Origin of the sequence: Allobosea sp. ASV33 (genome assembly GCF_016428755.1) — a bacterium.
GTDB lineage: Bacteria > Pseudomonadota > Alphaproteobacteria > Rhizobiales > Beijerinckiaceae > Allobosea.
The window spans coordinates 67626-94364 of the sequence record NZ_JAELTI010000001.1 but is presented as its reverse complement, the minus strand read 5'-3'; the positions used below and the strand labels follow the sequence as shown (position 1 = coordinate 94364).

The following is a 26739-nucleotide window of genomic DNA, read 5'->3' as shown; positions in this document are numbered from 1 at the left end:
GATTTTAAGCGAATTAAAGGACCCTGAAACTGTCGATATTTTCCAGCTCCAGTCTTGGTGGCGCCACTGTTCTTGAGAGGCGGCAAAGTTCCGGATTGGGCGCCGGCTGAATGCAAGCTTACAAATGAACCTCGCCTGCTCATGGGCGCAGCGGTCACGTGTTAGAATGTCCAGTATCGGGCAGGGTGCCAGTTTCTGCATTTGGCGCAGCACGAAAGCAGTCCACTTCCTGTCTCAGCTTTTCCGGGAAATATGCCATCGAGATAACCAGGACATGCGAACGACTACGTTAGAATCCGATGCCTTGGAGAGTTTTCTTGAAGCAACCTTCGGCATTCAATAGGTTATAATTGCCTGAATTGTGTCGGTATAGGCACCCGGCGAGGGCTTGACCTGGGCGGGCACGCGTCCGTAGACGAATGTCGTCTGCGCCAGACCCGTGCCCATGCCTGCTAATGTGTCGACGCCGAGCGTGTTTCCGAAGGGCTGGCTGCGCGCGGTATTGCGATAGAGCCCGTAGGTAACGATTTCCGATCCCTTCGTCATTCGCCTCAGGGTCGGGTTCGCAGCTCCCGACAATCCGCCATCGAGGCCGATCTGGTAAGGGTGCCATTCGTGCAAGTCGGCGCCAGGTTCGTGAAAGCGTCATGTGGCGCGCTCAGTACGCCTACGGACCCGAAGTTGAGATCGCTCGTCGTGGGACGCGACGTCGTCGTCAAGGGAGAGCATGTCGTTGCTGCTTGGCTTGTCGAGCCACGGTAGGTTTCGCCCAATCACCGGCATGCGCGCTGAGCTTCCAAAAACAAAGGGGGGCGCCTGCGAAGGCGGCCCCAATCCAAGGCGGGATTCGAACCCGCGACCCCCGGATTACGAATCCGGCGCTCTATCCAGCTGAGCTACGTGGCTGAATCCAGAGTGGCAGGCTTTGGCGGGCGGCCAAATAAGCCAAAGCGATTAGCCGGTTGGTTGCGTTGCTGCTTTCTAGGTCACAGCGCTGAAATCTTTGGAAGAATGATCTTCACGCCAGCCGGCAGTATCGGTCCGTGATCCGCTAAGCCCGGTTTGCCTCTAGAATGCCTTCGGTGGCGCCTTGCGATGTCCCGTAGTGGTCCCATGCGACTTTATTGACCATGTCGCCCTCGTTAGACACATAGAGGACGCTGCCGTCACTCTGAACCTCGACAGAAAGGGAGCTTGAGTGAGCCCCTTGGTTCACCACCGGCAGCGGCTTAAGGAGGATCGCCTGCACGAAGTGAAGGGATGTCACGTTGATGATAGGTCCCTTGATGATCATGGGACCGGGGCCGGGAGGGGCGAAGGGCCCCTTGCTTAAGTCAACATCGGCGAGTTTCACCAGGGATGCTGGTATGCCTCGACGGTGCCTCCTTCCTCAGAAATACTACCGTCAACATCAACCATTGTGAAGGTGTAAGTTTTTCCAACCTCGCACATTCGTCTCAGTCCTCTTCCCGCCCTGCAGGGCGGGTCTCTACGCCGACACGGGTTGCCGAAGCTTGCAAATTTCCGCTGGCGCGGATGCTAGCGAACATCAGCTCAAGTTCAATGTCGGCAAAACCGTAGTCAGCATCGACGCGCTGCCCGCTGAGGGCGAAGTAGAAAGCGATGGTGCTCGCCAGAACGGCCTCCTCGGCTGTCGGGAGTATCTCCAAGGTCGGTGACAAGCGCGTGCGGACACTGCTCCACGAAGCTGCGATCATCATGCTGACCCATTACAAGGGCGAGCTGAAATTGAAGGACTGGACGCTCGCCATCGCAAGGCGATCGACAATGGGCAAAGCGCGCATAGCACTCGCCCGCCGCCTCGCCATCGTCATGCACGCCATGCTGCGCCACGGCAACGAGTTCCGGTCGGCCTGACATCCACGAGCAGTTACGCGAAGGCAAGACAGGAGGCCGTAACGAGCTCCCGAGCGGGCGCGATGCCCGAGGAGGGAGTAGATTATCGCGCCGATTCTGTGTCATGCCGCCGACCAGATCCGCCGATCTGCGGTTTCAACCAAGCTACACCGCACTCAGCTGCCCCATCAATTGCCGAGGAGAACGCAGAGAACGTAGGCACCCGACGGCAATTTCCGCTCAGGACCATGCAGCCAGACCTTGACCCGTTAGAGACCAATCGGCGCATCCTTCATTCGAGATGCAAGTCTCCCGCGGCCGGGACCGATAGTTTCGCTGCACGCGGATGCCTCCGCAACCGATTGCTCCGCCGTTCATTGGCGGAAGCTTACGGCACGGTTCTATAACTCATCGAGTGCCGACGTACCGACGCCGATTGGGGCATCAGTCCTCCCGGAGCTCCCTGTGCAGTTCTGTTGGGCTCAAGCCTGAGAGACAAAGCGCCGGGAGCAGGTCGTTCTCGGCACGGAAGTCGCGCGCCATGATCGCGTCGAACAGCGCGATACCGGCCTGATGGACCGGCAGGGGCGTTCCGCAGATCGCACCGAGGAATACGAGCGGCACAAGTCCGAAGGGCACGTCCTCGGTGATGAAGCGCGTGTCGAGGGTCGCCTATTATCATTCCTACGCCGCCCATACGACAGATGAGCTCGCGGTCCTGTCGGATCGGCTCGTCCGGATGGCGCCGGGCAAGATGAGCAAGGTTTTCTACGGGATGTCCGGCTCGGACGCGAACGAGACCCAGGCCAAGCTCGTCTGGCACTACAACAACCTGCGCGGCCAGCCGCGGAAGAAGAAGATCATCTCGCGGCTGCGCGGCTACCATGGCTGCTCAGTCGTCTGCGGCTCGATGACCGGCATGAGCTTCTATCACGACCATATGGACCTGCCGTTCTCCGGCATCCTCCACACTGGCGCGCCGCACCACTACTGGGGTGCACAGGCCGGCGAGACAGAGGCCGAGTTCTCGAAGCGCCTTGCCGACGAGTTGGAGGAACTGATCCTGCGCGAGGGGCCGGAAACGGTCGGCGCCTTCATTGGTGAGCCGGTGCTCGGCACGGGCGGCATTACCCCGCCGCCGGAAGGCTACTGGACCGCGATCCAGGCGGTCTTGCACAAATACGACGTACTGTTGATTGCCGACGAGGTCGTCACCGGCTTCGGCCGCATCGGTACGCCTTTCGGCTCGCATCTATGGTATCGAACCGGACCTGATCACCGTCGCCAAGGGCCTTACCTCGGCCTATTTCCCGTTCTCGGCCGCGATCGTGGGCGAGAAGGTCTACAAGGTGATGGAGGAGGGCGCCGACCGCGTCGGTGCCTTCTCGCATGGCTATACCTATTCCGGCCATCCCATCGGTGCGGCGGCCGCGAATGCCGTGCTAGACATCGTCGAGAAGGACGATCTAGCCGGCAAGGCGCGCGAGGTCGGCGGTTACTTCCAGGAGCGGATGAAGGCAACATTCGCGCAGTTGCCAATTGTCGGCGAGGTCCGTGGTGTCGGCATGCTCGGCGCCCTCGAATTCGTAGTGAACCGCGAGTCCAAAACACGCTTCGACCCCGTTCTCAAGGTCGGCGCGCGCATCTCCAAGGCGGCGCGCGATCGCGGGCTGATCCGCATGGCGAAATACTCGGCTTTGCGCCGCCTTTGATCGCGACCCGAGTCGAGATCGACGAGATCGTCGCCATTGCCGAGAAGGCGGTCCGGCAGGTGATGGACGAGCTCGCCCGCGACAAGGTGGCGCTTGCCTGACATGGCCGCCCGGTCCTCCGGCAACCGGTATGGAAAAGGCGCCCGCCGGATCGGCGGGCCCGCAATGCCGTCGGCAGGGAAAGCGTCGAGCGCTCACGCGGTCTCCAACTCCCGCTTCATTTCCTCCATGTCCTGGAAACGATCGGCGAGGCGGGGATGGGCGCGGCTGCTATCGGCGGCACCGATCGCGACCAGAACTTCGTCGGCGGCCGGCGCGTCCGGGATCTGGAACTGGGCGGTGAGGAAGTGGGAGCGCTTGCCGGTCTCGCTCTTGTGGATCATCGGCAGGGAGATAAGCGCGCCCGGCCCGTTGCGGGTGGGCGCTGGGTTCGATCATGGCGATCGATGCGCCGCATGGCGACGCCCATGTCGTCGTCCGCCACGATCCGACCTTGCTGCGCCGGCGCCTGGAAGACCGGTGGGAACTAGCCACCAGCCCGGCCCTGATCGCGCTCCAGCGTAACGAGCCCGTCTATATCCGGGACGCGCGCGCCTCGGAGGAATTCCCCGGTTATCGCCGGGAGGCTTTCGAACGCGACTACCGCACCGTTCTCGTGCTGCCCATGAGCTGCTCCGATGCGCAAGGGCGGGCCATGGTGCTGAACGTCGTTTCCCGCGAGATTCAGGACGTTTCGGCCGACGACCTCGCCTTCATGAGCATGATCGTGCATCTCGGCGGCATTGCCGTCGAACGCGAGCATCGACTACGCACGCAGCGCCAGGCAGCCGAGCAATTGCAGAGCGCGCTGCAGACCCAGACCATGCTGCTGCAGGCGGTCCTGTCGGGCGGCTCGATGGCGGCTCTCTCGACGATGCTTGCCGAATTGCTGCCGGAGGCGATCCTTGTCGTGGATTTCGCCGGCAACGCGCTGGCCGCCAGCCGCTCCCCCGCGCCTTTACGCTTCGACGATTCCGCCTGGGCACGGGCGATCGACGGCCCGCTCGGCGCCCAGATCACGCTCGCCGCGCGCGACGCGGTCGCGACCGGCGGTGCCGAGCCCTTGATCCTCCGTCTCGATGACGGGGCGCAGCGGCTCCAGGTCACGGCGCGGATCGAGGCGCTCGATGTCGACGGACAGGCAGTCGGCGCGCTGGTGATATTTCCGGGAGCAGGCGAGGGCGGCGGCGATCTCCAGCGCCTGCTGCTAGACAGCGTGAAATTCGCGCTCAGCGTGCAGATGATGCGCAGTGTCATCCGGTTCCGCTTCGAGACACGCACTTTGACCGAGTTGTTCTTCGAGATCGTCGAAAGGCGTTGGCGCGATTCCGACGATGTCGTCCAGCGCGGCCGCCGGCTTGGGCTAGCGCTCGGCGCACCGGCCCGGATGATCGTGGTGGATTTCCCCGATGGCACATCGCTGCCGACCGATATCAGCATTGATTGCCATCATGCCGTGACGCGGCTCGCGCGGCAGATGAACCTGCCGATCAACGTCATCGCGGTCGGCGGCGGGCTTGTCTGTCTGGTGCCCGAGGAGAAGAGCGGTGAGGCGGAGCGTGCCGGGCGGTTGCCCCGACGCATGGTCGAGGTGCTCCGCCAAAGCTTCAGCCGCGAGCCGATCGTCGTGCTCGGCGGCATCTGCGGCGGGCTCGACAGCTATCCCAAGGAATGGGAGCGTTGCTGGAGGATGATCCGCATCGCGCGCTCCTTCGGGCGTAGCGGAACCCTGTCAGCTTTCGATTTCGGCCCGATGCCCATGCTGATCGGCGCCGCCGAGTCGGCTGATGTGCGCAGCTTCGTCGATGGCGCGATCGGTGCGGTGATCGCGCATGACCGGAAGCACGACACGCCATATCTCGAAACGCTAGCCGCCTATCTGCGCGAGGGCTGCCGGGCCCAGGCCTGTGCCGATGCGATGGGTCTCCATGTCACCACGCTGCGCTACCGGCTCTCGCGCATCCAGGATCTCTTCGGCATCGACCCTGAAACCGCCGACAAGCGCTTCGCCATCGAGCTTGCCATCCGGCTGCACGGGGTGATCGAGGGCAGCGAAGTGGCGGCGGGCTGAATGCGACCGGCCTCCATCGATCCGACGAAACATTTCCTGAATTCATCCGGCTATACTGCGGTGCTCAAAGAGGTGGTCTCTTGGGGCAAACGGAAGTTATCCTGGCGGATCGCAACGGTGATGCGCATCTCTTCAGCTTCGAAACTTTTTTAACCGGTTCGAAGCGCTCACGCTCGGATTTTGGCTGAGGCCCTATTCGGTAGTCCGGCCTGCGGCTGCTTCTTCCTTCTAATGGCCGCGCGCAATCTGCTGCTATGGTGCGGGCGATCTGCGTCAGCGATGGGTCAGCCCCGGGGCAGAGTTCCGAGGAATGGCCTCTATGAATGATCGCCAACTGTCCGAACTGTGGCTGACAAGCCTGTCGAGTGAGCGGGGTGCATCGCCTGGCACGATCGAGACGTACCGCGACGACCTGAATGTCTATCTTCGGTGGCTCTTGGAACAGGAGCTAACGTTGATCGAGCCAGACGACGGCATGGTAATGCGATGTCATGGATTGGTCCTCTTGGTCGGTGGGAAGTTCAAGTCGAAATCCTCGCTCCGATCCGTTCGAAGGCGTTTCGGCGCTTTGCACCCGCGATTGCGCGTCAGTGCGACAGCAGCGCGCAGCATCCGGGGTGGTGAAGCAGGCTGCGCGTGACGCCGCCGAAAGCCCATTCCCGGACACGGCTGTGGCCATACGCCCCTGCCACCAATACGCCGGCGCCGTTGTCCCGGACGATATCGCCCAGGCGCGTCGCATCGTCTTCTTTCGTCGCCTCGGCCAGCGCCTCGGCCGTGATGCCGTGCCGCTTGAGCCAGCGGGTGACCTCGGCGAGACGGTCGCGCACCGACGGCAGATCAGCCGTGGCGGCCAATTCGACGACGGTGACGTGGCCGGCCTTCTTCAACAGCGGAAGGGCGTCGCTGATGGCGCGCCGCGATTCCCGCGTATCCTTCCAGCCCACCGCCACATGGTCCAAATTGATGCCGACGATAGCGGCGGGAACGACCAGGACCGGTCGCCCCGCCGCCATGACGAGATCGGCGATGCTGACTTGGCGCGATCCGTCGAGCATCGAGCCGGCCTGCTCGGGGGCAGTGATGATCAGGTCTGCTGCGCGCGATTGCTCTGCGATGTAATCGGCGGGCCAGGCGAACCCGACGGACGAACGCCAGGTCAGACGCGGTGCGCGTCCTTCCAGGACTGTGCGGAATTCCGTCTCCGCATCCGTCGTCTCCTTTTCCAGCTCATCGCGGCACTCTTGGATCAGCGCGCCCGACGTGTAGCCGTCGCCATAGGGGATCGACGCGGGCTCGCACGCGCTGACGCCGACGACATCGGCTTGGAACAGCTCGGCGAAGTCGGCCGCAGCCTTCAGGAGAGCCGCGTTCGAGACGCCGACCTGCAGATGAAGCAGCATGGTGGAGTAGGTCATGAGCGGTCCTCGTAAGCGAGAGGGTCTTTGCGGAGCGCTGGTTGACGGATACTGGGTGTAGCCGCAGGGAATGCCAGTCAGCAGCCCCATACGTCGCAGCCGCCCCGTAGATAAGGCTGCGGGTTGCCATAAAAGCCCGTGTCATAGGGGGAGCCCCGGGCCGCGTAGTACGCGGACCCGCCATAGTATCCGCGCCGGTCAAAGCGGGCGGACCCTTCGGCGACGGTCGCGACGCCTCCCAGCCCTGCCGTCGCGCCCACCACCTGTGCGCCGGCTGCGGCGTCCGACTGGCGGCGCTCTTCGCCATAATGCGAGCTGACGCAGGTTCGGAAGCTGCGCGTGCCCGGCCGAAGTCCCGACTCGCTGCAGAGCTCGTCGGCGCCGCGGCGCGGCTGCTCCATGGTCTGGCAGCCCGCGAGCCCGGTTGCGACGACCCCGGTTGCGAAAAGGGCGGCGGCGGCGATCGAGCGCATAGGACGGTCCTCGAACGGGCCAGTTCAAAAGGCGACTGGCCGATCTTTCGGGAACGTTAGAATCAATTATGATCCGCGCCAGCGTCGGAATCTACGCAGCCTTGGCAATTGGGCGGTGGCGACGGCCTCGATGCCCGCCGAGCCGGCGCGTCTTAGGACGCCGCCAGCGCGAGCCTGGCCAGGGCGGGCAGCGACTTCGATGCCGTCTTGTGCATGATCGAAGCCCGGTGGTTCTCGACCGTGCGCTGACTGATCCCGAGGTCCGCGGCGATGTTCTTGTTGGGATGTCCGGCGAGCACCAGATCCATTATCTGGTGTTGCCTCGCCGTGAGCGCCTCCAGGCTCTTGAGCGCGCTCGCCTTGCGCTCGGCGCGGTGATTGGAGTCGCGGGACTCCGCGATCGCCCGCGTGACGCTGGCCAGTAATTCTACGCTGCGAACCGGCTTTTCGATGAAGTCGGATGCGCCGGTCTTCATCGCCTCGACGGCCATGGCCACGTCGCTGTTGCCGGTGATCATGATCGCCGGCAGGTGATACTCCTGCGTGTTCAGATGGCGCAGCAACTGCAGCCCCGACATGCCCGGCAGATAGGCATCGACCAGTAGGCAGTTGCCATCGCCGGGCACAAAGGCAGCAAGGAAGCCCTCGCAGCTTTCGAAGGCTGCCACCTTATGTCCGGCGTCTTCCAGAACCAGGCGCAGTGTGTCCCGGGTCTGAGCGTCATCATCGACGATGAACACGTCCGGATTGTCAGGTTTCGGTCTCTGACCAGTTGCCTGATGGACCGTTCCGGGTGCGGCTTTCTGATCCAGGATGTGCTGGATCGCCTGGGTGACCTCCTCGACCTTAACCGGCTTGTTGAGGTGCAAGCAATTCAGCAACTTTATTGCACGCAGAGTCTCGGTAGAGATGTCTCCGGTCAGGATTATCACGGGGGTTTCGCGGTGATCCTGCTCGCGCAGTTTCGCCGCGGTCTCAAGGCCATCCATGCCTTTGGGGAGGTTGAAGTCCGACAGGATGATGTCTGGCCGGGATGCGTCGCTCGTCATCATTGAGAGTGCTGCATGCCCATCCATCGCTGCAAGAACCTGATGGCCTTCGTCCTTCAACAAGAGCTCAAGGAGATCGCGCAGTTCCGGGTCGTCCTCGATCAGTAGCACGGTCCCGGTCCGATGCGGGGTGGCGATAGCTGGGAGCACGGCACTTGAGCGCCTTTCAGCGTCCGAAGTCCCACGGACGATCTGGCGGGGCAGGGCAAGTTCAATCGCAAACACGGATCCCTTGCCATTGTCGGAACGGACGCTGACCGTGTGGTCGAGCAGGCCGCCAAGACGCTTGACGATGGACAGTCCGAGGCCAAGACCAAGGCTCCGCTGTCGCGCGGCGTTGTCGATCTGGTGATACTCGTCGAAGATCGCGTGTAACTCATCCTCGGGAATGCCAATGCCAGTATCCCAGATCTCGATGTTGAGTTTGTCGTTACGCCGCTTGCAGCCGAGCAGGACCTTGCCAGTCTTCGTGTATTTCAGGGCGTTGGAGACCAGATTGCGGATCATCTGCTCAAGGAGGTGCGGGTCGCTTCGCACAACTAGGCTGGAGGAGACGACTTTGAGGACAAGGCCACGGGCCTGGGCGTGATAGGTAAACTCCTCCCGTAGCCGGCTGAGCAGACCATCGATCGGGAAATCGACGATTTCGGCATGGACGGCGCCCGCCTCGATCTCGTTGATGTCGAGCAGTGTGTTCAGCATGCCCGACATCGCGTCCAATGTATCGCTCAGCCGCGCGACGAGCGTCTTGGCCTTCTCGCCCTCGACGATCTTGGCGAGCAACCCTTGCAGCAGCGCGAGGCCCTGCAGGGGTTGCCGGAGGTCATGGCTCGCAGCGGCCAGGAAGCGCGACTTGGCGACGTTGGCGAGTTCGGCCTGCTTGCGCGCGTCTTCCAGCGCGCGTGCGGCTCTCTTCTGCTCGGTGATGTCGGTGAAGGTGATGACGACGCCTTCGACGCTGTGGTCATGGGCCCGGTAAGGCATGATACGGCGCAAGAACCAGACGCCGTTGCGCGCCGCGATGCGGCGCTCCAGCGGCGCCAGCGTCTGCAGGACCGTCCGCGCATCCAGTGGCAGCGAGCCGTCGACCGCAAGCGAATTCAGGTCTTCAAGAGGCCTGCCGACATCGCCTGGTATGATCTTGAACAGCGCTTTCGTGGCGGGTGTGAAGAATCTGATCTTCAGATCGCGATCGAGAAAAACGGTGGCGACGTCAGTGCTGTAAAGGACATTTTGCAGGTCGTCCGCAGTCCTGCGCTGTCGCTCCAGCGTTTCCTGCAGTTGGCCGTTGAGGGCGGTAAGCTCCTCATTGAGGGATTGGAGCTCTTCCTTCGAGGTCAGCAGTTCCTCGTTCGTCGACTGGAATTCCTCGTTGACCGAGAGCGCCTCCTCGTTGATCGCCCGCTGCTCCTCACTGGAAATTTCGAGGGTGCGAATGGCGTCCTTGAGCTCTGCCCTCGTGGCGTCGAGCTCCTGCTCAAGCTCCCCGACCCGGGGTGCGTCGGATGACGAGGCCGACAACATTGGCGTGGTGTCGTGTTTCTTCTCGTCGACAAAGGAGACCAGAAAGAGCGCTTCGCCCTCATGCTTCAAAGGTAGGATGTCGACGCTGAAGGCATAGCTCTGATGGCCGCGCCGGACCCTCATGCCATCGAGCTTCACCGCAGTGTTGTTTTGCGCCGCCTTGTGGATGGCGGCTCTCAGCTTGGCTCTCGCGCCCTCCGGGGCCATCGCCAGAATGTCATGGCTCGGATAACCCGGCGCGACATGGAGATAGAGTTCCGTTGCGCCCAGACTGTACAGGCACTCGTGGGCGCCGTTGATCAAGACCGCCGCAGGAGCATAGGCTTCGATCACGGCGCGTTTACATAGCTCAGCAAATGCGCTCTGCCGTGATACCGCCTGCCCCTGTCCCATGCGGACCGGAACACGGATCGGTTCGCCCGTGCCACCGGAAAAACGCGCATCTCCCGGACGACTGCGGCCGATGTGACGGTAGAGGCGCTGGGCTTTTGCAACGACCGCAAAGCGACCTTCCGCGTGGCTGACTGTTTCGGAACTGCCGAGCAGCAAGGTCCCTCCCTCCCGCAGTGCAAAATGAAACAGGGAGAGGATCTTCGTTTGGGCCTCAGGCTGAAGGTAGATCAACACATTCCGGCACGAAATCATGTCCAGGCGCGAGAATGGCGGATCGGCCAGCAAATCCTGGACGGTGAAAACTACCATTCCACGCAATTCTGGCAGAATCCTGTAGTTTTGACCTTCTTTTCTGAAGAATCGCGCCAACCTATCAGCGGAGACCGCGTCCTCGATCGTGTTCGGATACAGGCCCTCTTGAGCGCTCAAGACCGCGTCGGCATCAATGTCCGAGGCGAAAAGCTGGAGCCTGACATTGCTCTTAGCGGCCGCGATCTGCTCGCGGAATAGGATCGCCAGCGAGTAAGCTTCTTCGCCGGTGCTGCATCCGGCGATCCATATGCGCAATGGTCGATCGGAAGGCTGCTTGCTGACCAATTCGGGGATGATGGTCTCCGCCAGGACACCGAATGTCTTGGGGTCTCGGAAAAAACTCGTGACGTTGATCAGCAAATCCTTGGCCAGCAGATCAAGTTCTGCGGGATTTTCGCGCAGGATATCAAGATAGGCCGACATCTCGCCGGCCTCGATGCCCGCCAGCCCCCGACGGCGTTCGATCCTGCGGAGCAAGGTACCGGGCTTGTAGAACGTGAAATCATGGCGGGTGTTGTTTTTCAGGAGATCGATGACGTCTGCGAGCCAGCTCTGCTCCTTATCCGTCGCCTGACGCTCCATCATGGCCGGGTCGTTATGAATCTTTCCGGCGCTCTCAAGCAGTGCTTCGGGAATCTCAGCCGCCAGCAGGATGCGATCGACATCGCCCGTCGCGATGGCGCTGCGGGGCATGCCGTCATATCCCGCTTCTTCGGGATCCTGCGCGAAGACGATGCCCCCCTTGGATTTGACCGCCTTAAGCCCGACGCTGCCATCCTCGCCTGTCCCTGAAAGCACAATGGCGATGCAGCGCGAGCCGTATTCCTCCGCCAGAGATTGAAGCAGGAAGTCGAATGGCAACCGGGTCCCGTGGCGCTGTTGAGGGGTTGAAACATGGAGCGAGCGCCCGATAACAGAGAGGGCAGTGCCCGGGGCGATGACATAGAGATGGCCGCGCTCCAGCCGTATGCCTTCACTCGCCTCCCGGACCGTCAAGGACGTATGCGGAGACAGCAGTTCCGCAATCATGCTGGGGTGATTGGGATCAAGGTGCTGGACGAGAATGAACGCCAGGCCATCAGTGTCGGGCATGGCGTCGAGCAATTTCCGGCAGGCCTCCAATCCTCCCGCTGAGGCCCCAATTCCAACGACGATGGGCCCGTCCAATTGTGCGGTCTTGTCTTGCGCCGCTTTTGTCTGCTGAACAGGGCGGCCCTGTGCCTTTGCATCGTCGTGTGTATGAGCCGGCATTGAGATATCGCTTTCTGGCACGCGCAGAGCGCGGCCATGGGAAAACGTCGGCAAGCACGCCGGCGGCGTCGAAATCTCACAGGGACATCGAGCGCAAATTAACCTGATAACGATGCCCGGCTCGGCCCGCCTTGATCTAAGTAAATTCCGACCCTTATTGTTCCGGTATTATGGCATTAATATTTTCCCGGGCTGGAAATTATTCCGGCCAATAAGCCGAAAGTGAACGCAGGCCTCCTTGCGAGTTTATTTTTGTCTTACTTTGCGTTGATTGGGATGACCAAGTGGCCATCTGAAGTACTCTAGAATCGATCACTGGTCCGCATCTGCGGTCAAAATCTAGCCAATCGACCAATTGACTGCACTTTCTCGTCCACGCTGGCGATTTAGTTTGGAAAATGGCGCCTTATGATAATGCTTCGCGTGCTCGTCATCGAAGATGAACCCATCATCGCCACGCTGCTTGCCGAGGTTCTGACGGAACTCGGGCATGTCGTGAGCGGCATCGCGACGACCGAAGCGGAGGCCATTCGGGAAGCCACCCGTTGCCGGCCGGATCTGATGATCGTCGATGCTCGCCTACGCCAGGGTAGCGGATTGACGGCTGTCGCCGAAATCCTCGAGGACGGCTTCATTCCGCATGTTTTCGTCAGCGGGGATCGGCTGACCAAGAATTCGATGAGCCCGGAGGCGATCGTGCTTCAAAAGCCCTTCCAGGAGGCGGATCTGGTTCGGGCCATCGCAAGAGCGCTCAGCGAAACCAAGCTGCGACAGCAGGCCTGAGACGAGCGAGCACCTCTCGATCGCAGAGCCAAATCTGCGCCAATGGCACGACTGCGAAAACGATCTGGCCTGCCAGACCGATCAAGCCCGCGCCTGTCGTCAGATTGGCGAGATACCGGCCGCCGCCTCCAAAGAGGAAGGCCGAAAGGGCAAATTCCGCTGCGATGAGCAAAGCGAAGGCTGTGCGAATGCGCCACCGGGCCCGGCCCAGGCGGTATCGCCTGCGACCTCACGGTCATGCCAACTGTGGACGGTGCCGGTCAGTCGCACCTTGCCGCCCGTCGCGCTCACCCAGACGGTTTTGGGATCGAAGAACCAGGAGCGGTGCAGGGCGGTGGTGATCTTGTCGCTGAGATTGGCGGTATCGACCTGCGGCTTGATGGTGATTTGGCTGGAGACACCGAGAACCCCGAAAAGGCCGCGGATGTCGAGCTCTGCCGCGTCCTGCTGATAGTGCCAATCGACCTGGCCGCTCAGTGTGACCCAGCCCTTGTCGACCGTCACCTTCACGGTGTCCTTGGGGATGGAGACATCCCAGGATAGTCGGCTGACGGCCGCTGCGGCGATCTCGTCGTCGGTCCGCTTCACATGGTATGGCAGGCGGACCTCGATCTCTTCGGCCAAGGCCTTGACGCCCTTGACGCGCCGCGCCGCCGTTTCGGCTGCGTGCTTTTCCATGAAGCTTTCGACATGCCCTGAAAGTGAGACCACGCCGTTATCGGCGGTGACGCCGATATGTGCGGAGTCGATGCTGGGCTCCCAGCTCAACTCTGCGATGACGGACTTCTGCAGTTCTGTATCGTGAGACATCGTTGGCTCCTGTGTGTTCGGATGAAATGGCCTTGGCGCCGCGCTAAAAGGCAGGTTCCGAAAGCTCGGCCGACCACAATCCGAACCGAGCGCTGAAGTGCCTGTCGGCCGGATCATTCAGCCCATAGGAGGCTAGGCGGGATCACGTCCGTCGCGACAGGGTCGGAAAACACGCAGGTTCGGCGGCGAGACGAGCTGAGCCGTGCACCCGTGATTGGCGACCCGGCCCGGTCTATTCCGTGCCATAAGGCGTCTCACGCTAGGCACGGGAGCCATAGAGCCCATGACGCACCGCATGCGAGAACTGGCGAGCGAGATCGTGCGTCTGCAGACCGAACTCGACCGGGAGATCGAGAAGCGCCGGAAGGCCCTCGGCTGGAGCGTCAAGAAGCGCCTGGTCGCCTTCGAGCACGGCATCGCGATCGAAAATCGCCGCCTGCGCATGTCGGTCAGGAGCTTCCTCGGCAAATCGCCCCTGGCGACGATTGCGTCCGCGCCGGTGATCTATTCGCTGATCCTGCCGATGCTCCTCATCGATGCCTGGGCCAGCCTTTACCAGGCGATCTGCTTCCGGGTTTACGGCATCCCGCGGGTCAGCCGAAGCGACTACATCAATCTCGACAGGCGCCATCTCAATTACCTCAACTGGATCGAGGTGCTGAACTGCCTGTTCTGTGGCTATTCGAACGGCGTGGTCGCCTACGTCAGGGAAATCGGCAGCCGGACGGAGCAGTACTGGTGCCCGATCAAGCATGCGCTCAAGATCAGCGACCCGCATCGCCGCTACTACGAGTTCCTCGAATATGGCGATGCAGAAGGATACCGCGCCAGGTTGGATGCCTTTCGCGAGGGGCTGAAAGCCGATGCGGCCGTGGAGGCGGGAGCGGCCAAATAAGACGTTCGCGCGCGATCGCTTGACCCTCGTTTTTCAGCGTCAGCGGGATCGCAGGCTCTCCAGATAAGCGATCAGATCGTCCATCTCGGATGGGCTGAACTGATAGCGGGGCATCTCGCCATGGGGGTGCGAAGAGAGACGCGCAGCGAAACCTCCGTCATCGACGGCATGTCAGCGACGGCCCCGAAGTCCGGCGGGATCCTCGATCTGTCCCGATCGTTGGCGCTTACCCGATGGCATGTCACGCAGAGGTTTTCCGCCAGAACACCGCCGGCTCTGACTTGATCCGGGCTTTGCGCATTGCATGGCTGGCACATGCCCACAAGCGCCATGATCGCGAGCGCAGATGTCGCCCGATAGACCCTGTGCGACAGGCCCGGGTTGGGCGCTGTGCGAGACCAAGCCGAGGGAAGAGGGCCGATGGCTGCCTTCAATCCAGTCATTTGGGCGTCCATTTCCGCGAGATGCGCCGGATGTAGGCGACCAGGCCATCGGTCTCGTTTTCGAGGAGCTGGAATTCCGGCATGCCGGGATGCTTGACGACCGTTCCGTCGATCAGAACCGATGCCGGATTGTCGTCACGGTAGCGCTCCGCGATGAGCGGAAACCGTGGTGATTTGGGATTAGGGCTCTCGCCGTCGCGTCCGATGGCATGACAGCCGCTGCAAAGGCGCTCGGCCACCTTGTGGCCGATTTCGGCGCTCTCCGCATTCTCAGGGCGCTGCGCATCCGCCGGCATCGCGCGGCCGGGCATGCTCGCGCCGATCGTCGCCATCGCGAATCCGAGAATGACGAGGCCTTGGTGAGCCATCTGTCGAAGAGCCATCTTTGCGCGCGATCACTTTGCTGCTGCAACATCGATTGAGATGTTAGGCGGTCTAAACGCCGTGCGAGAGCATCGGAAAATACGCAAGGCGGCCGACGATCGTCGGCCCTGCGGAGCGCGGTCAGGCGCGACCCGGCCGCCCGCGAACGCCATTGAAATAGGCATGCAGCCATCGGTCGTTCGACGTGAGCATCGTCTCGATCGGACCTATCGCGATCACCCTCCCATCGGCGATCGCCGCAACCCTGTCGCAGATCTGATGCAGGCTATCGAGATCGTGGGTGACCATGAACACGGTCATGTCGAGCGTCTTGCGCAGATTGCCGATCAGGACATCGAATTCTGCAGCCCCGATCGGGTCCAGCCCCGAGGTCGGCTCATCCAGGAAGAGGATCTGCGGGTCGAGCGCCAGCGCGCGGGCAAGCGCTGCTCGCTTGGTCATCCCCCCGGAGAGCTCTGCTGGCGATTTGTCGGCCGCATCGGCCGGCAGTCCCACCATCTCGATCTTTAGCATCGCCATCCGTCCGAGAAGATCGTGTGACAGCTGCGAATGCTCGCGCATCGGGAACTGGATATTTTCCTTCACCGTCAATGAGGAAAACAGCGCGCCATTTTGAAACATGACGCCGCATCTGCGTTCCAGCAGCCTGGTCGCGTCAGCCGAGATTTTATCGACGTCCTCGCCGAAAACTTCGATGTGTCCTTCGCGCTTTGGAAGCAGGCCCAGGATCGCACGGGTGAGGACCGACTTTCCCGAACCGGACGCGCCGATGACACCGAGAATCTCGCCGCGACAGACATCCAAGTCGAGGTGGTTCAGAATGATCCTGTCGCCAAATCCGACGACGAGATCGCGAACGCCGATGGCGATGTCCCGCGGGCTTTTCTCTATCACGACGACGGGATGGTCGAGACCAAGAGCTGCCGCGTTGGATGCCGGTTTGGGAAAAGAAGCTTTCTCGACCGAGCCCATCAGACCCGCGTTCCAAACAGGGCGCCGATGCCGGCCGTGACGGCCATCGCGAACGCGCCCCAGAATGTGACACGGATCGCGGCAATTCCTGTCGGCGCGCCGCCGACCCTTGCGCCGACAGCGCCCAGGATGGCCAGGAACACCAGCGAAGCGATCGATACGGACGCCACAAGAAGGTGTGCCGGAGCGATGAGGGCAATGCCGACGGGCACGATGGCCCCGACGGCAAAAGCGGCCGCCGAGGACAGCGCCGCCTGGACCGGCTGCGCGGCGGTTGCGGTCGACAGGCCAAGCTCGTCCCTGGCATGGGCGCCCAGCGGATCATGCGCCATCAGCGACGTGGCGACCTCGATGGCAAGACGCCGGTTCAGCCCGCGGCTCACATAGATATTGGTCAGTTCGGCCAGCTCCCCGACAGCATCGTCGTGCAGTTCCTTCCGCTCGCGAGCGAGGTCGGCATTCTCGGAATCGGCCTGCGAACTGACCGAGACATATTCGCCGGCCGCCATCGACATGGCGCCGGCGACGAGACCCGAGACGCCAGCATTGAGAATGCTGTTTGCGTTACCTCCGGCGCTGGCGACGCCGATAATCAGGCTGGAGGTCGAGAGTACGCCATCATTGGCGCCAAGCACGGCGGCGCGAAGCCAGCCGAGCCGTCCGGTAACATGGTGTTCGTGATGGGTTTTGAGCCGCGTCATTGCATCAATGGTTCTCGAAGACAGCTATTCCCGCCACGTCCAGCGCTGCGAATTCCTCGGGCGACAGCGCGATGCTGGCTGCAGCCACGTTCTCCTCCAGATGCGCGACATGCGACGTCCCGGGGATGGGCAAGAGCACATCGCTCCGGTTTAAAAGCCAAGCCAAAGCGATCTGCCCGGGCGTAGCGCGGTGCGTCTTGGCGATGCCGTCCAGGAGCGAGCCCGGCTTCTCCAGTTTGCCCGCGGCCAGCGGATACCAAGGGATGAACCCGATGCCGCGCGTTTCGCAATAGGTCAGCACGGCCTCGCTCGTCCGGTCGATCAGGTTGTAGCGGTTCTGCACGGTGGAGACCGGGAACACGGCGCGCGCCGCCTCGATCTCCTCGACCGAGACCTCGCTGAGCCCGGCATGCCGGATGAGGCCGTCGTCGAGCAGCGACTTGATCGCGCCGAACTGCTCATCGCGCGGGACGCCGCGGTCGATCCGGTGCAACTGCCACAATCCGATCTGCTCCACGCCGAGAAAGCGAAGGCTCATCAAGGCCTGCTGTCGCAGATACTCCGGCCGGCCGAGCGGCTGCCAGATATCGGGACCACCCCGCACGAGGCCCGCCTTGGTGGCGACGAGAATATCGCGATAGGGATGAAGCGCCTTGTGGATCAGACGTTCGGAGACGTCGGGTCCGTAGGAATCGGCGGTGTCGATGAAGTTCACACCGAGTTCGGGCAGGCGCTTCAGGGTCGCAAGGCATTCGTCGTGGTCATCCGGGTTGCCCCAGATGCCCTTTCCGGTCAGCCGCATCGCACCGAAGCCGAGGCGGTTGATCGCGATCTCGCTGCCGATCTTGAAAGTGCCGGACTTGCCGGCATCGAGTTTGGCCACGTCGAGCTTCCTTGAATAAATGCCGGAAGAAGGTGCCGGGTATCGCCGCGCATGCGGCGTATCCTGCGCGTAAGGGACCGGCGAACGGCATGGCGAACCCGGGATTTGGGAAGTTGGCCACGCTTGCGACAGGCATAGGGCCAGTGACGGGCTGGAACCGCTAGCCCCGGGAACTACGCAGCTCCGCGGAGGGGCAGCATCACTCCTCGATGTGCGCAGCTGCAGTGGATCTGGCGGGCGTCATGGGGGTTTTCCGAACCTTTCCGACGGGGCTCAGCCGGTCAATATGGGCGCGCTCGCCTGCAAGCCCGACGCGGCAGACGCACAGACCTCCGCGGAGGTCGTGGCTGCCAAATCGATCGCGGAGGCACGGAGGACAAGATCTCGACGGACTGCGCTGCCAGGCCCCCCGGATCACCGGCGTCGAGGTCAAGCCTTCGTGCGCGGGCGAAGCCACACGAACGCGAAACTGAGCGCCCAAACGGGCGGAGCTTGGCCCGGTTCGCCGAGCCCATCGCCCGACCTGGCGGAGCAGCATACCCTTTTGCAACGCCGCCCCTGATCCGGAGAAAATCATGACCCATAGACCTGATCTGGGTATTGCGACCCGCAAGGTCTGCTTCATTCTGTCCAAAGCACGCCAGTTCGACGGGAAGGAAGGCGTGACCGATCCGGATTCCGGCTCGAATGCCAGCGACGATGGCATGGTCGATGTTCTGGAGGACGACCGACACGATCCAGTCGAGCATGAGCTCAAGCGCTTCATCCACGACCTCGACATCGACGAGCAGATCGAGCTCGTCGCGCTCGCCTGGCTCGGCCGCGGGGATGGCGACCTCACCGAGTGGAGCCGGCTGCTGGCCGACGCACGCTGTGCCCATAATACCCGTACGGCCGCCTATCTGATGGGAATGCCGCTCGTTTCCGATTGCCTCGAGGAGGGGCTCTTCCTTTTCGGCGAGACCTGCGAGGATTTGAATCCCGAGTGACCGCAAAGCTTATGGCGAGAGCCGGGTGCGTGCAGGGCGCGTGGGCTGCGCCGTCGAAGAGTTGCTTTCCGTTAGGGGTCTGGGATGGCGGGGCAGAGGCCTGTTCCGCCCAGCGCATCCACGGCAATTGCGGCGACGAAGCCGTCGCCGCCACTGTTGCCGGAGCCGTACAGGGCGGCGACCGGGCAGGGCGCCCAGCGCGCGATGGTCTCGCGGGCGACCGATGCACCCGCATTATCCATCATCATAATGCCCGACAATCCGGCCTCGCCCATCCAGCGGGCGTCGAGCAGGGCGCTGTTCATGGCGGAGCAAGGGGCGGCTCGTCGATCTGGGTTGACCCATGGTGATCTCGCAAAGGGGCACGGTCGGCCTGTCCATTCCCCGCCGGCGGACCGCCGGCAGGGGGAGCGTCTCGGTGTCAGCCGACGTGGATCGCGTTGTCGACCGACGTCGTTCCGGGAGCGGCCCAGGCGGCCGAACCTGCCTCGTCTCGCTCGTACCAGCTGTTGACGGTGCCTGTGAGTTTCACCTCGCCGCCCTTCGCGGTCACGTTGATGGTGGCGGGATCGAACCACGACCTGTCCAGCGCCTTGAGGATGTTCTCGCGAATGGCCGAGGTATTCGGCCTGGGCTTGACGGTGATCAGATCGGACACGCCGATGACGCCCCAGAGGCCGCGAATGGCGCTCACGGCCGATGCCGCCTGATAGTGCCAGTCGATCTGGCCGGTCAGCGTGACCCAGCCCTTTTCGACCTTTACCTTGACGGCGCCCGTCGGAATGCTCGAATCCCACTTCAGGCGGTCGAGCGCGGCGGCCGCGATCTCCTCGTCGCCGTGCTTGACGCTGAAGGGCAGTTGGACCTCGATTTCCTCGGCCACTGCCTTGACGTCGTTCACCCGACGAGCGGCCTTCTCGGCCGCGAGCTTTTCGGTGTAACTCTCGACATGGCCCGTGAGCGTGACCACGCCGTTGTGGGCCGTGACGCCGATATGGGCCGCATTCACGCTCGGCTCCCACTGCAATTCGTCGAGGATAGCCTGCTTCAAACTTTTGTCGTCGAACATGTCGTTCTCCGGTGTTGCGATGATGAGGACGACGTCGAATGGCGTCATCCCGAGCATCGTTATGGAGCCCGATCTTGCATCGATAGGCTCGGAAACTACCCAATTCGCAAAATTCGGGCCCGCGGAGGCCGCTGTCATGGGGCGTGGTGAAGTAGAGCGCCGGTAAGCGCATCTGAATGACTGATCCATCCTCAGCCGATAAGGCGATGAGTACTTTCCGATCCTGTTTCGCCAGCAAGAAAAGGCGATAGCCTTCATTCGTAGCTTAGAGAACGAGTAAATTTATGAAGCTTCTGCTTCGTGGATTGTCGCACTCGAAGGCACTCGCCGATCGAGCCTGGAGACACGGTCGCGCTCTCTTGCCGACAGGTCTCGGTCTCACGATCCTCCCTGACGAAAGACACCGCCATGAAACGCTCGACCACACTCATCGCCGCGACCGCGCTCCTGATCGCCTCGGCCGCAATGCCGGCCTTTGCGCAAGGCGCCAAGCAGACCGTCGCGCTGACGGAAATCAACCCGATGACATTGGCGACGGGCTACCGTTCGTCAAAGCTCGTTGGCGCCACTGTGTACAACGATGCCAAGGAGAACATCAGCAAAGTCGACGACTTGATCGTTACCTCCAAGGATAGCGTCCCTTACGCCGTCCTGTCAGTCGGCGGCTTCCTCGGGATGGCCAAGCAGCATGTCGTCGTGGCGGCGTCCGCGCTCACCGTCGTCGACGGTCGCATCACGCTGAATGGCGGAAGCAGGGATTCGCTCAAGGCCCTGCCGAACTATTCCTACACCTACTGAAGCCGAAGCAGACAGGGCCGCTTCGACGCCCTGTCTGCTTGAACAACGAGAAGGAGTAGACCGATGCCCGCGGGACAGAGCAGTGGAACCGGCGCGATGACCGAGCTCGACGACGAGAAGGTCAGGAAAGACTCTATCCTCAGCAATCGCGACAAGGCACAGAGGATACCCGGCCAAAGCCTCGATGGAAAGGGCGTCCAGATCGACGAGTATAAGGACAATCCATCAAACCACCGGCCGTCGCGCGAAGCGGCGTCGCAAACCGATGCGGGGTCGGTCGACGACGCTCGGAGCACATCGTCGGACGAAGCGGACGACAGATGACCGCAGGCGCGTCGCCGGCTCCACGCCCTGGTGGGTCCAGGGCAACTGCCCGATCGCGCTGGCTACGTAGATTCCGATCCTTACCGGGTCGGCGGCGTCGCTTGATAGTGCGCCGAAATCTCATTCGGTGACGAGCGATACCGCCGATCCCCGGATGACGCGGAGCTGCAGCGATGAACCGTTCGAGTCTTGCCGGAGACGGCGCTGTCCTTGTCGACCTCGCATCGATGCGGACGCCTTGCCTCGCAGCCGATGAACTGCGCCTGACCCATGCCTATTGGCGCGCCGCGAATTATCTCTCGGTCGGTCAGATGTATCTCTACGACAATCCGCTTCTGCGCGTGCCGCTGACGCTCGACCATGTGAAGCCTCTGGTTGTCGGGCATTGGGGCACGACACCTGGCCAGAACTTCATTTATGTCCACCTGAACCGGGCGATCCGCGCGGGCGATCTGAACATGATCTACGTCGCCGGCCCCGGACACGGCGGTCCCGCGATCGTTGGCAACACCTATCTAGAAGGCTCGTACAGCGAGTTCTTCCCTGAGGTCTCGCAGGACGAAGCCGGCATGAAGCGGCTGTTCACGCAGTTTTCTTTTCCCGGCGGCATATCGAGTCATGTCGCGCCGACCACACCGGGCTCGATCCATGAGGGGGGAGAGCTCGGCTATTCGCTCAGCCATGCCTTTGGCGCGGCGCTCGACAATCCCGATCTGATCGTCGCCTGCGTGGTCGGCGACGGCGAGGCCGAGACGGGGCCGCTGGCGACTGCATGGCAGTCCAACAAGTTCCTCGATCCCGTCTCCGACGGCGCGGTTCTCCCGATCCTGCATCTGAACGGCTTCAAGATCAGCAATCCTACGATCTTCGCGCGGATCGACCATGACGAGATCGAGCAGTTCTTCCGTGGCAACGGCTGGACGCCGCATTTCGTCGAAGGCGACGATCCGCATGTGATGCACCAGCAGATGGCGGCGACGATCGAAACGGTGATTGCGGAAATCCGCGCCATTCAGCAGAACGCGAAAGACAACAATGACACGACGCGTCCGCGCTGGCCGATGATCGTGCTGCGCTCGCCCAAGGGTTGGACCGGGCCAAACACCGTCGACGGCCTGCAGATCGAAGGCACCTTCCGTTCGCATCAGGTGCCGCTCCTCGTCGATGCTGCACACCCCCGCCATGTTCAGGCGCTCGAAAGCTGGATGAAGGCCTACGGACCTGACGATCTGTTCGATCAGGACGGCGCGCTCGTGCCCGAACTGGCTGCGCTGGCGCCCGAAGGCAACCGTAGAATGGGCGCCAACCCGCATGGCAATGGCGGAGTGCTGCTGCGCGACCTCCGGATGCCCGATTTCCGCGCGCATGCGGTCACCGTGCCCGCGCCCGGCGCCGTCAGCAGCGGCGACACGCCGATACTTGGCCGGTTCCTGCGCGACATCGTGACGAAGAACCCCGACAATTTCCGGATCTTCGGCCCCGACGAGACGCTGTCGAACCTGCTCGGCGCCGTGTTCGAGGTCGCGAACCGGCAATGGGAAGCTCTGATCGAAGCCGAGGACGAGTTCCTTGCCCCAGCGGGCCGCGTGGTCGATGCAATGCTGAGCGAGCACCAGTGCGAAGGCTGGCTCGAAGGATATCTGCTGACGGGGCGCCACGGCCTTTTCAACAGCTACGAGGCCTTTATCCGCATCGTCGACTCGATGGTCGGCCAGCATGCCAAATGGCTGAAGGTGACCAATGAAATCCCGTGGCGGCGCGATATCGCTTCGCTCAACATCCTGCTCGCCTCTCATGTTTGGCAGCAGGATCACAACGGCTTCACGCACCAGGACCCCGGCTTCCTCGACCATGTCGTCAGCAAGAAGGCCGATATCGTCCGCGTCTATCTTCCGCCCGACGCCAACTGCCTGCTCTCGGTGGTCGATCACTGCCTGCGCAGCCGCCATTACATCAACGTCGTCGTCGCGGGAAAGCACGCGCTGCCGCAATGGCTGACGATCGATGCCGCCATCACGCACTGCACCCAGGGCATCGGTATATGGCAATGGGCGAGCAACGATCAGGATGGCGAGCCCGATATCGTCATGGCGAGTTGCGGCGACACGCCGACGCTTGAAATCCTGGCTGCGACATCGATCCTGAGACAGCATCTTCCCGAGTTGAAGGTCCGTGTCGTCAATGTCGTCGACCTGATGAAGCTCCAGCCTTGTGCAGAGCATCCCCATGGGCTCAGCGAGCGCGATTTCGATGCCTTGTTCACGCGCGACCGACCTGTGATCGTCGGCTTTCATGGCTATCCCGGGTTGGTCCATCAGCTCACCTACCACCGCGCCAATCGTAACCTCCATGTTCACGGCTATTGCGAGGAAGGCACGATCACGACGCCGTTCGACATTCGCGTGCAAAACAAGCTCGACCGGTTCCACCTCGTAATCGACGCGATCGATCGGCTGCCGCAGACGGGCAGCCGGGGCGCCTATATCCAGCAATCGATGCGCGACAAGCTGGTCGAGCATAAGCGCTACATCGACCGCCACGGCCAGGACATGCCCGAAATCCTCGATTGGACCTGGGGGGCGCCGATATGAACGCCGACGATCTGGCGGAGATCGCGCGCTCGATGGGCGCAGACGACAAAGGGTTGGTGGCGATCGACGAAAGTATCGGCACCTGCAATCGGCGCTTTGCCGCGCTCGGGATACCCGATACCGCCGACAGGCGTCGCGCTTGGCGCGAGCTGATCGTCACTACGCCCGGCCTGCGACAATCGATTTCAGGGGCCATCCTGTGCGATGAAACGATCCGCCAGGAAACGAGCCATGGGGCGTCATTCGTCTCGCTGCTCGACCGGGTCGGAATTCTGCCCGGAATCAAGGTCGATGCCGGCACGATCGAGCTTGCGGGACATCCCGGCGAAAAGATCACGGAAGGACTCGATGGGTTGCAGGCCCGGCTCGCAACCTATGCCGAAATCGGCGCGCGCTTCGCCAAATGGCGCGGTGTGATCGCGGTCGACACAGATCGCCCCAGTCGAGGATGCGTTGAGGCGAATGCGCAAGCTCTCGCGCGTTACGCGACAATCTGTCAGCAGGTCGGGCTGGTGCCCGTGGTCGAGCCCGAAGTGCTGATGGAGGGCAGCCACGATCTACCGCGTTGCGCCGAGGTGACCGAAGCGATTCTGCGCGCCTTTTTTCGCCATGCCGACGAACAACGCGTGATGCTGGAAGCCATGATCCTCAAGCCGAATATGGTGCTGTCAGGTCTGGACTGTGCGAACCAGGAGGACGCAGACACTATCGCCGACGCAACGGTTAATTGCCTGTTACATACCGTTCCGGCCGCGGTTCCGGGCATCGCCTTCCTCTCGGGCGGGCAGAGCGGAGAACTCGCATCCGCGCGGCTTAATACGATGCATCTCCGGTTTCGCGGGCTCATGCCTTGGCAGCTGACGTTCTCCTTCGGGCGGGCCATCCAGCAGCCGGCGCTCGAAATCTGGGGCGGACGCGACGATCGCGCGCAGGCGGCGCAAGCGGCCATCAGGCATCGCGCCGGCTGCAGCCAGGCCGCACGCCGTGGCCTCTACGATGCATCCAACGAAATCCGGCGGTTCACGGGGATGGCATGCTGAAGCCTCTCCCCAGATTATACGTGATCCGCCACGGCGAAACCGAGTGGTCGCTGTCGGGGCGGCATACCGGGAAGAACGATCTGCCTCTTACGGAGCATGGCGCAGCCATGGCGCGGAGGCTTCGAGCCTATCTCGTGGTCACCCCGTTCGCGCTGGTGCTGACCAGCCCGCTCCTTCGCGCACGCGACACTTGCACCCTGGCAGGTCTCGGCGAGCATGCTCAAATCTCGACCGATCTTTCGGAATGGGATTATGGCGACTACGAGGGCCGAAGCAGCGCCGAGATCTGCAAGGAAGTGCCGGACTGGGATCTCTTTCGCGACGGCAGCCCGAATGGCGAAACGCCTTCACAGGTTGCCGCCCGGGCTGACAGGCTGATTGGCGGCCTTCTGGCTATCGCGGGCAATGTCGCGCTGTTCTCCCACGGCCAGTTCGGATGCGCTCTAGCGGCCCGATGGATCGGCCTGGCGATCGCGAACGGCCGACATTTCGCGTTCGATCCAGCCGCGGTTAGCGTGCTGGGTCCCAAGTCCGGTCACTCACAGGTCCCTGTCATCGAGAGATGGAACGCCGCGCTGGCACAGTCCGACATCGGGCTCGGCGTCGGAGATGCCCATGTCGGCTCATGATGATCTGACGCATCTGCCGGTCACGCTCCGGCCCGATCCGTCGCGCGTGGTCATCCGGCCATTCATTCCAGCCGACGACCAGGAGCCCTTCATTTCTCCAAACCAATCGCGCGCGCAGCGGATTACGGATCGCGTCCTCGGCCTCGACAAGGCGGACGTGCATTGCGGACTCACGCATTTCACCGAAAGCCTCGAAAAACATCATCGCGATGTGCCTCAGGTCCTGCTCCGCCGCTTCCATGAGGTCAACGGACCGGTCATCGACCCCGGCGCGATCGATGCCGAGCAGTCTTTGCTCGTGGGGGCCTATTTCAGCGAGGAATACTCGTTCGAGGCTGCCGCATTGTTCAACCCGAGTATCGTGCCGCATCCCGACCAGACTGGCGTCGCGCCCGGAGACGTCCGGCTGCTGTTGTCGCTGCGCGGCATAGGGGAGGGCAATATCTCATCGGTCACCTTTCGCACAGGCCTTTGGTCATCGAAAGGCGCGGTCACGATCGACCAGCCCAGCGATCAGGCGATCTGCCCGCGTATCAAGGCCATTCCCGGCGGGGCGGCGGACGATCCCGGCGTCAGACTATTCTGTGAGGAAGCTCGCGACCCGTCGGAGATCGTCCTCTTTCCCGTGACGCCGGCCCAGCGTCACGGCATCGAGGATCTTCGGCTGGTCCGCTTCGTCGATGATGACGGGAACGCCACCTATCTCGGCACCTATACCGCGTTCAGCGGCGGCGCGATCCGGCAGGAGATCTTGCGCACGACCGACTTCGTGACCATCGACCTGACAGCGCTGCGCGGCCCCGGGACCGACAACAAGGGCATGGCTCTGTTTCCCAGGCTGATCAACGGGCGCTACGCCATGCTCGGCCGGCAGGACCATGAGAATATCTGGCTTCAGATGTCGGACGATCTCTATAGTTGGGAAGCCGGCGTGAGGATCGTCACGCCACGCTACCCGTGGGAGTTCGTCCAGATCGGCAATTGCGGCTCTCCGATCGAGATCGACGAGGGCTGGCTGGTGATTACCCATGGTGTCGGTGCGGTTCGCAATTATTGCCTGGGCGCCTGTCTGCTCGACAAGAATGATCCGTCTAAGCTACTCGCCAGGCTGGCCGAGCCCCTGATCCGCCCTGATACGGACGACCATGACGGGTATGTTCCCAACGTGCTCTACAGCTGTGGCGCGATGGTTCATCAGCGCACCCTGTTGCTGCCCTATGCGATAGCGGACAGCTTCACGACCTTTGCATCCATGCCGGTGAACCGGCTTCTGGAGGCGATGGTGAGGACGCAGGCGTGAGATCATGCGCCCTTATCGCTTGCCGCAGG

General features: G+C 62.4%; 24 protein-coding genes and 4 pseudogenes. 13 read left to right on the top strand and 15 right to left on the bottom strand.

Annotated features, from left to right (window positions below; translation table 11 throughout):
* Positions 1 to 336: 336 nt before the first annotated feature.
* The 3 genes and pseudogenes from JHD80_RS00410 to JHD80_RS00400 form a co-directional block, all read right to left on the bottom strand.
* A complete protein-coding gene (locus JHD80_RS00410; RefSeq protein WP_199084386.1) occupies positions 337 to 621 on the bottom strand; it encodes a Csu type fimbrial protein in 285 nt (94 codons plus the stop codon).
* Between the two features lie 365 nt (positions 622 to 986).
* Positions 987 to 1132: pseudogene (locus tag JHD80_RS00405) on the bottom strand (tail protein X).
* A 325-nt stretch (positions 1133 to 1457) separates the two neighbouring features.
* A complete protein-coding gene (locus tag JHD80_RS00400; protein WP_199084449.1) occupies positions 1458 to 1721 on the bottom strand; it encodes a hypothetical protein in 264 nt (87 codons plus the stop codon).
* On the opposite strand from JHD80_RS00400, the pseudogene JHD80_RS00395 reads away from it, so the two are divergent.
* Positions 1657 to 1878 (top strand): annotated as a pseudogene (locus JHD80_RS00395) (IS110 family transposase); the annotation flags it as partial. The gene JHD80_RS00400 and the pseudogene JHD80_RS00395 sit on opposite strands and share 65 nt — an antisense overlap.
* A gap of 423 nt (positions 1879 to 2301) precedes the next feature.
* On the opposite strand, the gene JHD80_RS00390 reads toward JHD80_RS00395, so the two are convergent.
* Entirely contained in the window at positions 2302 to 2496 is a 195-nt protein-coding gene (locus JHD80_RS00390) for a hypothetical protein (RefSeq protein ID WP_349237179.1), read from the bottom strand.
* 10 nt (positions 2497 to 2506) lie between these two features.
* Here JHD80_RS00390 and JHD80_RS00385 point away from each other — a divergent pair.
* Positions 2507 to 3569, top strand: a pseudogene (locus JHD80_RS00385) (aminotransferase class III-fold pyridoxal phosphate-dependent enzyme).
* 194 nt (positions 3570 to 3763) lie between these two features.
* Here JHD80_RS00385 and JHD80_RS00380 read toward each other — a convergent pair.
* Positions 3764 to 3994: pseudogene (locus JHD80_RS00380) on the bottom strand (amino acid synthesis family protein); the annotation flags it as partial.
* 11 nt (positions 3995 to 4005) lie between these two features.
* On the opposite strand from JHD80_RS00380, the gene JHD80_RS00375 reads away from it, so the two are divergent.
* Both JHD80_RS00375 and JHD80_RS00370 read left to right on the top strand, forming a co-directional pair.
* On the top strand, positions 4006 to 5679 hold the full coding sequence (locus JHD80_RS00375) for a helix-turn-helix domain-containing protein (RefSeq protein ID WP_199084385.1): 1674 nt from the start codon (positions 4006 to 4008) through the stop codon (positions 5677 to 5679).
* Between the two features lie 310 nt (positions 5680 to 5989).
* Complete coding sequence (locus tag JHD80_RS00370) at positions 5990 to 6319, top strand: site-specific integrase (RefSeq protein ID WP_349237178.1); 330 nt, start codon at positions 5990 to 5992, stop codon at positions 6317 to 6319.
* Here the strand turns inward: JHD80_RS00370 and JHD80_RS00365 are convergent.
* The 3 genes from JHD80_RS00365 to JHD80_RS00355 form a co-directional block, all read right to left on the bottom strand.
* Entirely contained in the window at positions 6267 to 7097 is an 831-nt protein-coding gene (locus JHD80_RS00365; protein WP_199084383.1) for a universal stress protein, read from the bottom strand. The genes JHD80_RS00370 and JHD80_RS00365 overlap by 53 nt on opposite strands.
* Positions 7098 to 7174: 77 nt before the next feature.
* The gene (locus tag JHD80_RS00360) at positions 7175 to 7570 is read right to left on the bottom strand and encodes a hypothetical protein (RefSeq protein WP_199084382.1); all 396 of its coding nucleotides are present in this window, start codon (positions 7568 to 7570) and stop codon (positions 7175 to 7177) included.
* A gap of 152 nt (positions 7571 to 7722) precedes the next feature.
* Positions 7723 to 12099, bottom strand: coding sequence for a chemotaxis protein CheB (locus JHD80_RS00355; RefSeq protein WP_199084381.1), 4377 nt, complete (start codon positions 12097 to 12099; stop codon positions 7723 to 7725).
* A gap of 414 nt (positions 12100 to 12513) precedes the next feature.
* Here JHD80_RS00355 and JHD80_RS00350 point away from each other — a divergent pair, with 414 nt between their 5' ends.
* On the top strand, positions 12514 to 12882 hold the full coding sequence (locus tag JHD80_RS00350) for a response regulator (protein WP_248311297.1): 369 nt from the start codon (positions 12514 to 12516) through the stop codon (positions 12880 to 12882).
* 99 nt (positions 12883 to 12981) lie between these two features.
* Here the strand turns inward: JHD80_RS00350 and JHD80_RS00345 are convergent, their stop codons facing one another.
* On the bottom strand, positions 12982 to 13692 hold the full coding sequence (locus JHD80_RS00345; protein ID WP_199084444.1) for a BON domain-containing protein: 711 nt from the start codon (positions 13690 to 13692) through the stop codon (positions 12982 to 12984).
* A gap of 283 nt (positions 13693 to 13975) precedes the next feature.
* On the opposite strand from JHD80_RS00345, the gene JHD80_RS00340 reads away from it, so the two are divergent.
* Positions 13976 to 14587, top strand: a complete 612-nt coding sequence (locus JHD80_RS00340) for a hypothetical protein (protein ID WP_199084379.1) — start codon at positions 13976 to 13978, stop codon at positions 14585 to 14587.
* 439 nt (positions 14588 to 15026) lie between these two features.
* Here the strand turns inward: JHD80_RS00340 and JHD80_RS00335 are convergent, their stop codons facing one another.
* From JHD80_RS00335 to JHD80_RS00320, 4 genes are all read right to left on the bottom strand, one after another.
* Positions 15027 to 15362: a c-type cytochrome gene (locus JHD80_RS00335; protein ID WP_199084378.1), complete on the bottom strand. Its 336-nt coding sequence runs from the start codon at positions 15360 to 15362 to the stop codon at positions 15027 to 15029.
* A 172-nt stretch (positions 15363 to 15534) separates the two neighbouring features.
* A complete protein-coding gene (locus JHD80_RS00330) occupies positions 15535 to 16386 on the bottom strand; it encodes an ABC transporter ATP-binding protein (protein ID WP_199084377.1) in 852 nt (283 codons plus the stop codon).
* Positions 16386 to 17087: a VIT1/CCC1 transporter family protein gene (locus JHD80_RS00325; RefSeq protein WP_199084376.1), complete on the bottom strand. Its 702-nt coding sequence runs from the start codon at positions 17085 to 17087 to the stop codon at positions 16386 to 16388. The genes JHD80_RS00330 and JHD80_RS00325 overlap by 1 nt, the downstream gene beginning before the upstream one ends.
* Before the next feature lie 4 nt (positions 17088 to 17091).
* Positions 17092 to 17970 (bottom strand): aldo/keto reductase, encoded by an 879-nt coding sequence (locus tag JHD80_RS00320; RefSeq protein ID WP_199084375.1) that lies wholly within the window; start codon positions 17968 to 17970, stop codon positions 17092 to 17094.
* A 575-nt stretch (positions 17971 to 18545) separates the two neighbouring features.
* Here JHD80_RS00320 and JHD80_RS00315 point away from each other — a divergent pair.
* Entirely contained in the window at positions 18546 to 18959 is a 414-nt protein-coding gene (locus tag JHD80_RS00315; protein ID WP_199084374.1) for a DUF3775 domain-containing protein, read from the top strand.
* A 71-nt stretch (positions 18960 to 19030) separates the two neighbouring features.
* Here JHD80_RS00315 and JHD80_RS00310 read toward each other — a convergent pair whose 3' ends face one another.
* A complete protein-coding gene (locus JHD80_RS00310; protein WP_199084373.1) occupies positions 19031 to 19264 on the bottom strand; it encodes an NAD(P)H-hydrate epimerase in 234 nt (77 codons plus the stop codon).
* A gap of 116 nt (positions 19265 to 19380) precedes the next feature.
* Positions 19381 to 20028 (bottom strand): BON domain-containing protein, encoded by a 648-nt coding sequence (locus JHD80_RS00305; protein WP_199084443.1) that lies wholly within the window; start codon positions 20026 to 20028, stop codon positions 19381 to 19383.
* Between the two features lie 408 nt (positions 20029 to 20436).
* Between JHD80_RS00305 and JHD80_RS00300 the strand changes: the two genes are divergently transcribed.
* The 6 genes from JHD80_RS00300 (at position 20437) to JHD80_RS00275 (ending at position 26710) form a co-directional block, all read left to right on the top strand.
* Positions 20437 to 20826, top strand: coding sequence for a PRC-barrel domain-containing protein (locus tag JHD80_RS00300; protein ID WP_199084372.1), 390 nt, complete (start codon positions 20437 to 20439; stop codon positions 20824 to 20826).
* Positions 20827 to 20889: 63 nt separating this feature from the next.
* Positions 20890 to 21150: a hypothetical protein gene (locus tag JHD80_RS00295; protein ID WP_248311295.1), complete on the top strand. Its 261-nt coding sequence runs from the start codon at positions 20890 to 20892 to the stop codon at positions 21148 to 21150.
* Positions 21151 to 21377: 227 nt separating this feature from the next.
* Entirely contained in the window at positions 21378 to 23741 is a 2364-nt protein-coding gene (locus JHD80_RS00290; protein ID WP_199084442.1) for a phosphoketolase family protein, read from the top strand.
* Positions 23738 to 24781 (top strand): class I fructose-bisphosphate aldolase, encoded by a 1044-nt coding sequence (locus tag JHD80_RS00285; RefSeq protein ID WP_199084371.1) that lies wholly within the window; start codon positions 23738 to 23740, stop codon positions 24779 to 24781. The genes JHD80_RS00290 and JHD80_RS00285 overlap by 4 nt, the downstream gene beginning before the upstream one ends.
* Positions 24775 to 25410 (top strand): histidine phosphatase family protein, encoded by a 636-nt coding sequence (locus JHD80_RS00280; RefSeq protein WP_199084370.1) that lies wholly within the window; start codon positions 24775 to 24777, stop codon positions 25408 to 25410. Before JHD80_RS00285 ends, JHD80_RS00280 begins: the two co-directional genes overlap by 7 nt.
* A complete protein-coding gene (locus tag JHD80_RS00275; protein WP_199084369.1) occupies positions 25397 to 26710 on the top strand; it encodes a glycoside hydrolase family 130 protein in 1314 nt (437 codons plus the stop codon). Before JHD80_RS00280 ends, JHD80_RS00275 begins: the two co-directional genes overlap by 14 nt.
* Positions 26711 to 26739: the final 29 nt, after the last annotated feature.

Excerpts from the sequence above, each read along its gene's own strand:
- JHD80_RS00365 (WP_199084383.1), bottom strand. The coding sequence starts at position 7,097 with ATGACCTACTCCACCATGCTGCTTCATCTGCAGGTCGGCGTCTCGAAC.
- JHD80_RS00310 (WP_199084373.1), bottom strand. The coding sequence starts at position 19,264 with ATGAACAGCGCCCTGCTCGACGCCCGCTGGATGGGCGAGGCCGGATTG.
- JHD80_RS00290 (WP_199084442.1), top strand. The coding sequence starts at position 21,378 with ATGCGGACGCCTTGCCTCGCAGCCGATGAACTGCGCCTGACCCATGCC.
- JHD80_RS00330 (WP_199084377.1), bottom strand. The coding sequence starts at position 16,386 with ATGGGCTCGGTCGAGAAAGCTTCTTTTCCCAAACCGGCATCCAACGCG.
- JHD80_RS00275 (WP_199084369.1), top strand. The coding sequence starts at position 25,397 with ATGTCGGCTCATGATGATCTGACGCATCTGCCGGTCACGCTCCGGCCC.
- JHD80_RS00280 (WP_199084370.1), top strand. The coding sequence starts at position 24,775 with ATGCTGAAGCCTCTCCCCAGATTATACGTGATCCGCCACGGCGAAACC.
- JHD80_RS00355 (WP_199084381.1), bottom strand. The coding sequence starts at position 12,099 with ATGCCGGCTCATACACACGACGATGCAAAGGCACAGGGCCGCCCTGTT.
- JHD80_RS00325 (WP_199084376.1), bottom strand. The coding sequence starts at position 17,087 with ATGACGCGGCTCAAAACCCATCACGAACACCATGTTACCGGACGGCTC.
- JHD80_RS00370 (WP_349237178.1), top strand. The coding sequence starts at position 5,990 with ATGGCCTCTATGAATGATCGCCAACTGTCCGAACTGTGGCTGACAAGC.
- JHD80_RS00340 (WP_199084379.1), top strand. The coding sequence starts at position 13,976 with ATGACGCACCGCATGCGAGAACTGGCGAGCGAGATCGTGCGTCTGCAG.
- JHD80_RS00345 (WP_199084444.1), bottom strand. The coding sequence starts at position 13,692 with ATGTCTCACGATACAGAACTGCAGAAGTCCGTCATCGCAGAGTTGAGC.
- JHD80_RS00315 (WP_199084374.1), top strand. The coding sequence starts at position 18,546 with ATGACCCATAGACCTGATCTGGGTATTGCGACCCGCAAGGTCTGCTTC.
- JHD80_RS00285 (WP_199084371.1), top strand. The coding sequence starts at position 23,738 with ATGAACGCCGACGATCTGGCGGAGATCGCGCGCTCGATGGGCGCAGAC.
- JHD80_RS00305 (WP_199084443.1), bottom strand. The coding sequence starts at position 20,028 with ATGTTCGACGACAAAAGTTTGAAGCAGGCTATCCTCGACGAATTGCAG.
- JHD80_RS00295 (WP_248311295.1), top strand. The coding sequence starts at position 20,890 with ATGCCCGCGGGACAGAGCAGTGGAACCGGCGCGATGACCGAGCTCGAC.
- JHD80_RS00350 (WP_248311297.1), top strand. The coding sequence starts at position 12,514 with ATGCTTCGCGTGCTCGTCATCGAAGATGAACCCATCATCGCCACGCTG.
- JHD80_RS00300 (WP_199084372.1), top strand. The coding sequence starts at position 20,437 with ATGAAACGCTCGACCACACTCATCGCCGCGACCGCGCTCCTGATCGCC.
- JHD80_RS00360 (WP_199084382.1), bottom strand. The coding sequence starts at position 7,570 with ATGCGCTCGATCGCCGCCGCCGCCCTTTTCGCAACCGGGGTCGTCGCA.
- JHD80_RS00375 (WP_199084385.1), top strand. The coding sequence starts at position 4,006 with ATGGCGATCGATGCGCCGCATGGCGACGCCCATGTCGTCGTCCGCCAC.
- JHD80_RS00335 (WP_199084378.1), bottom strand. The coding sequence starts at position 15,362 with ATGGCGACGATCGGCGCGAGCATGCCCGGCCGCGCGATGCCGGCGGAT.
- JHD80_RS00400 (WP_199084449.1), bottom strand. The coding sequence starts at position 1,721 with ATGATGATCGCAGCTTCGTGGAGCAGTGTCCGCACGCGCTTGTCACCG.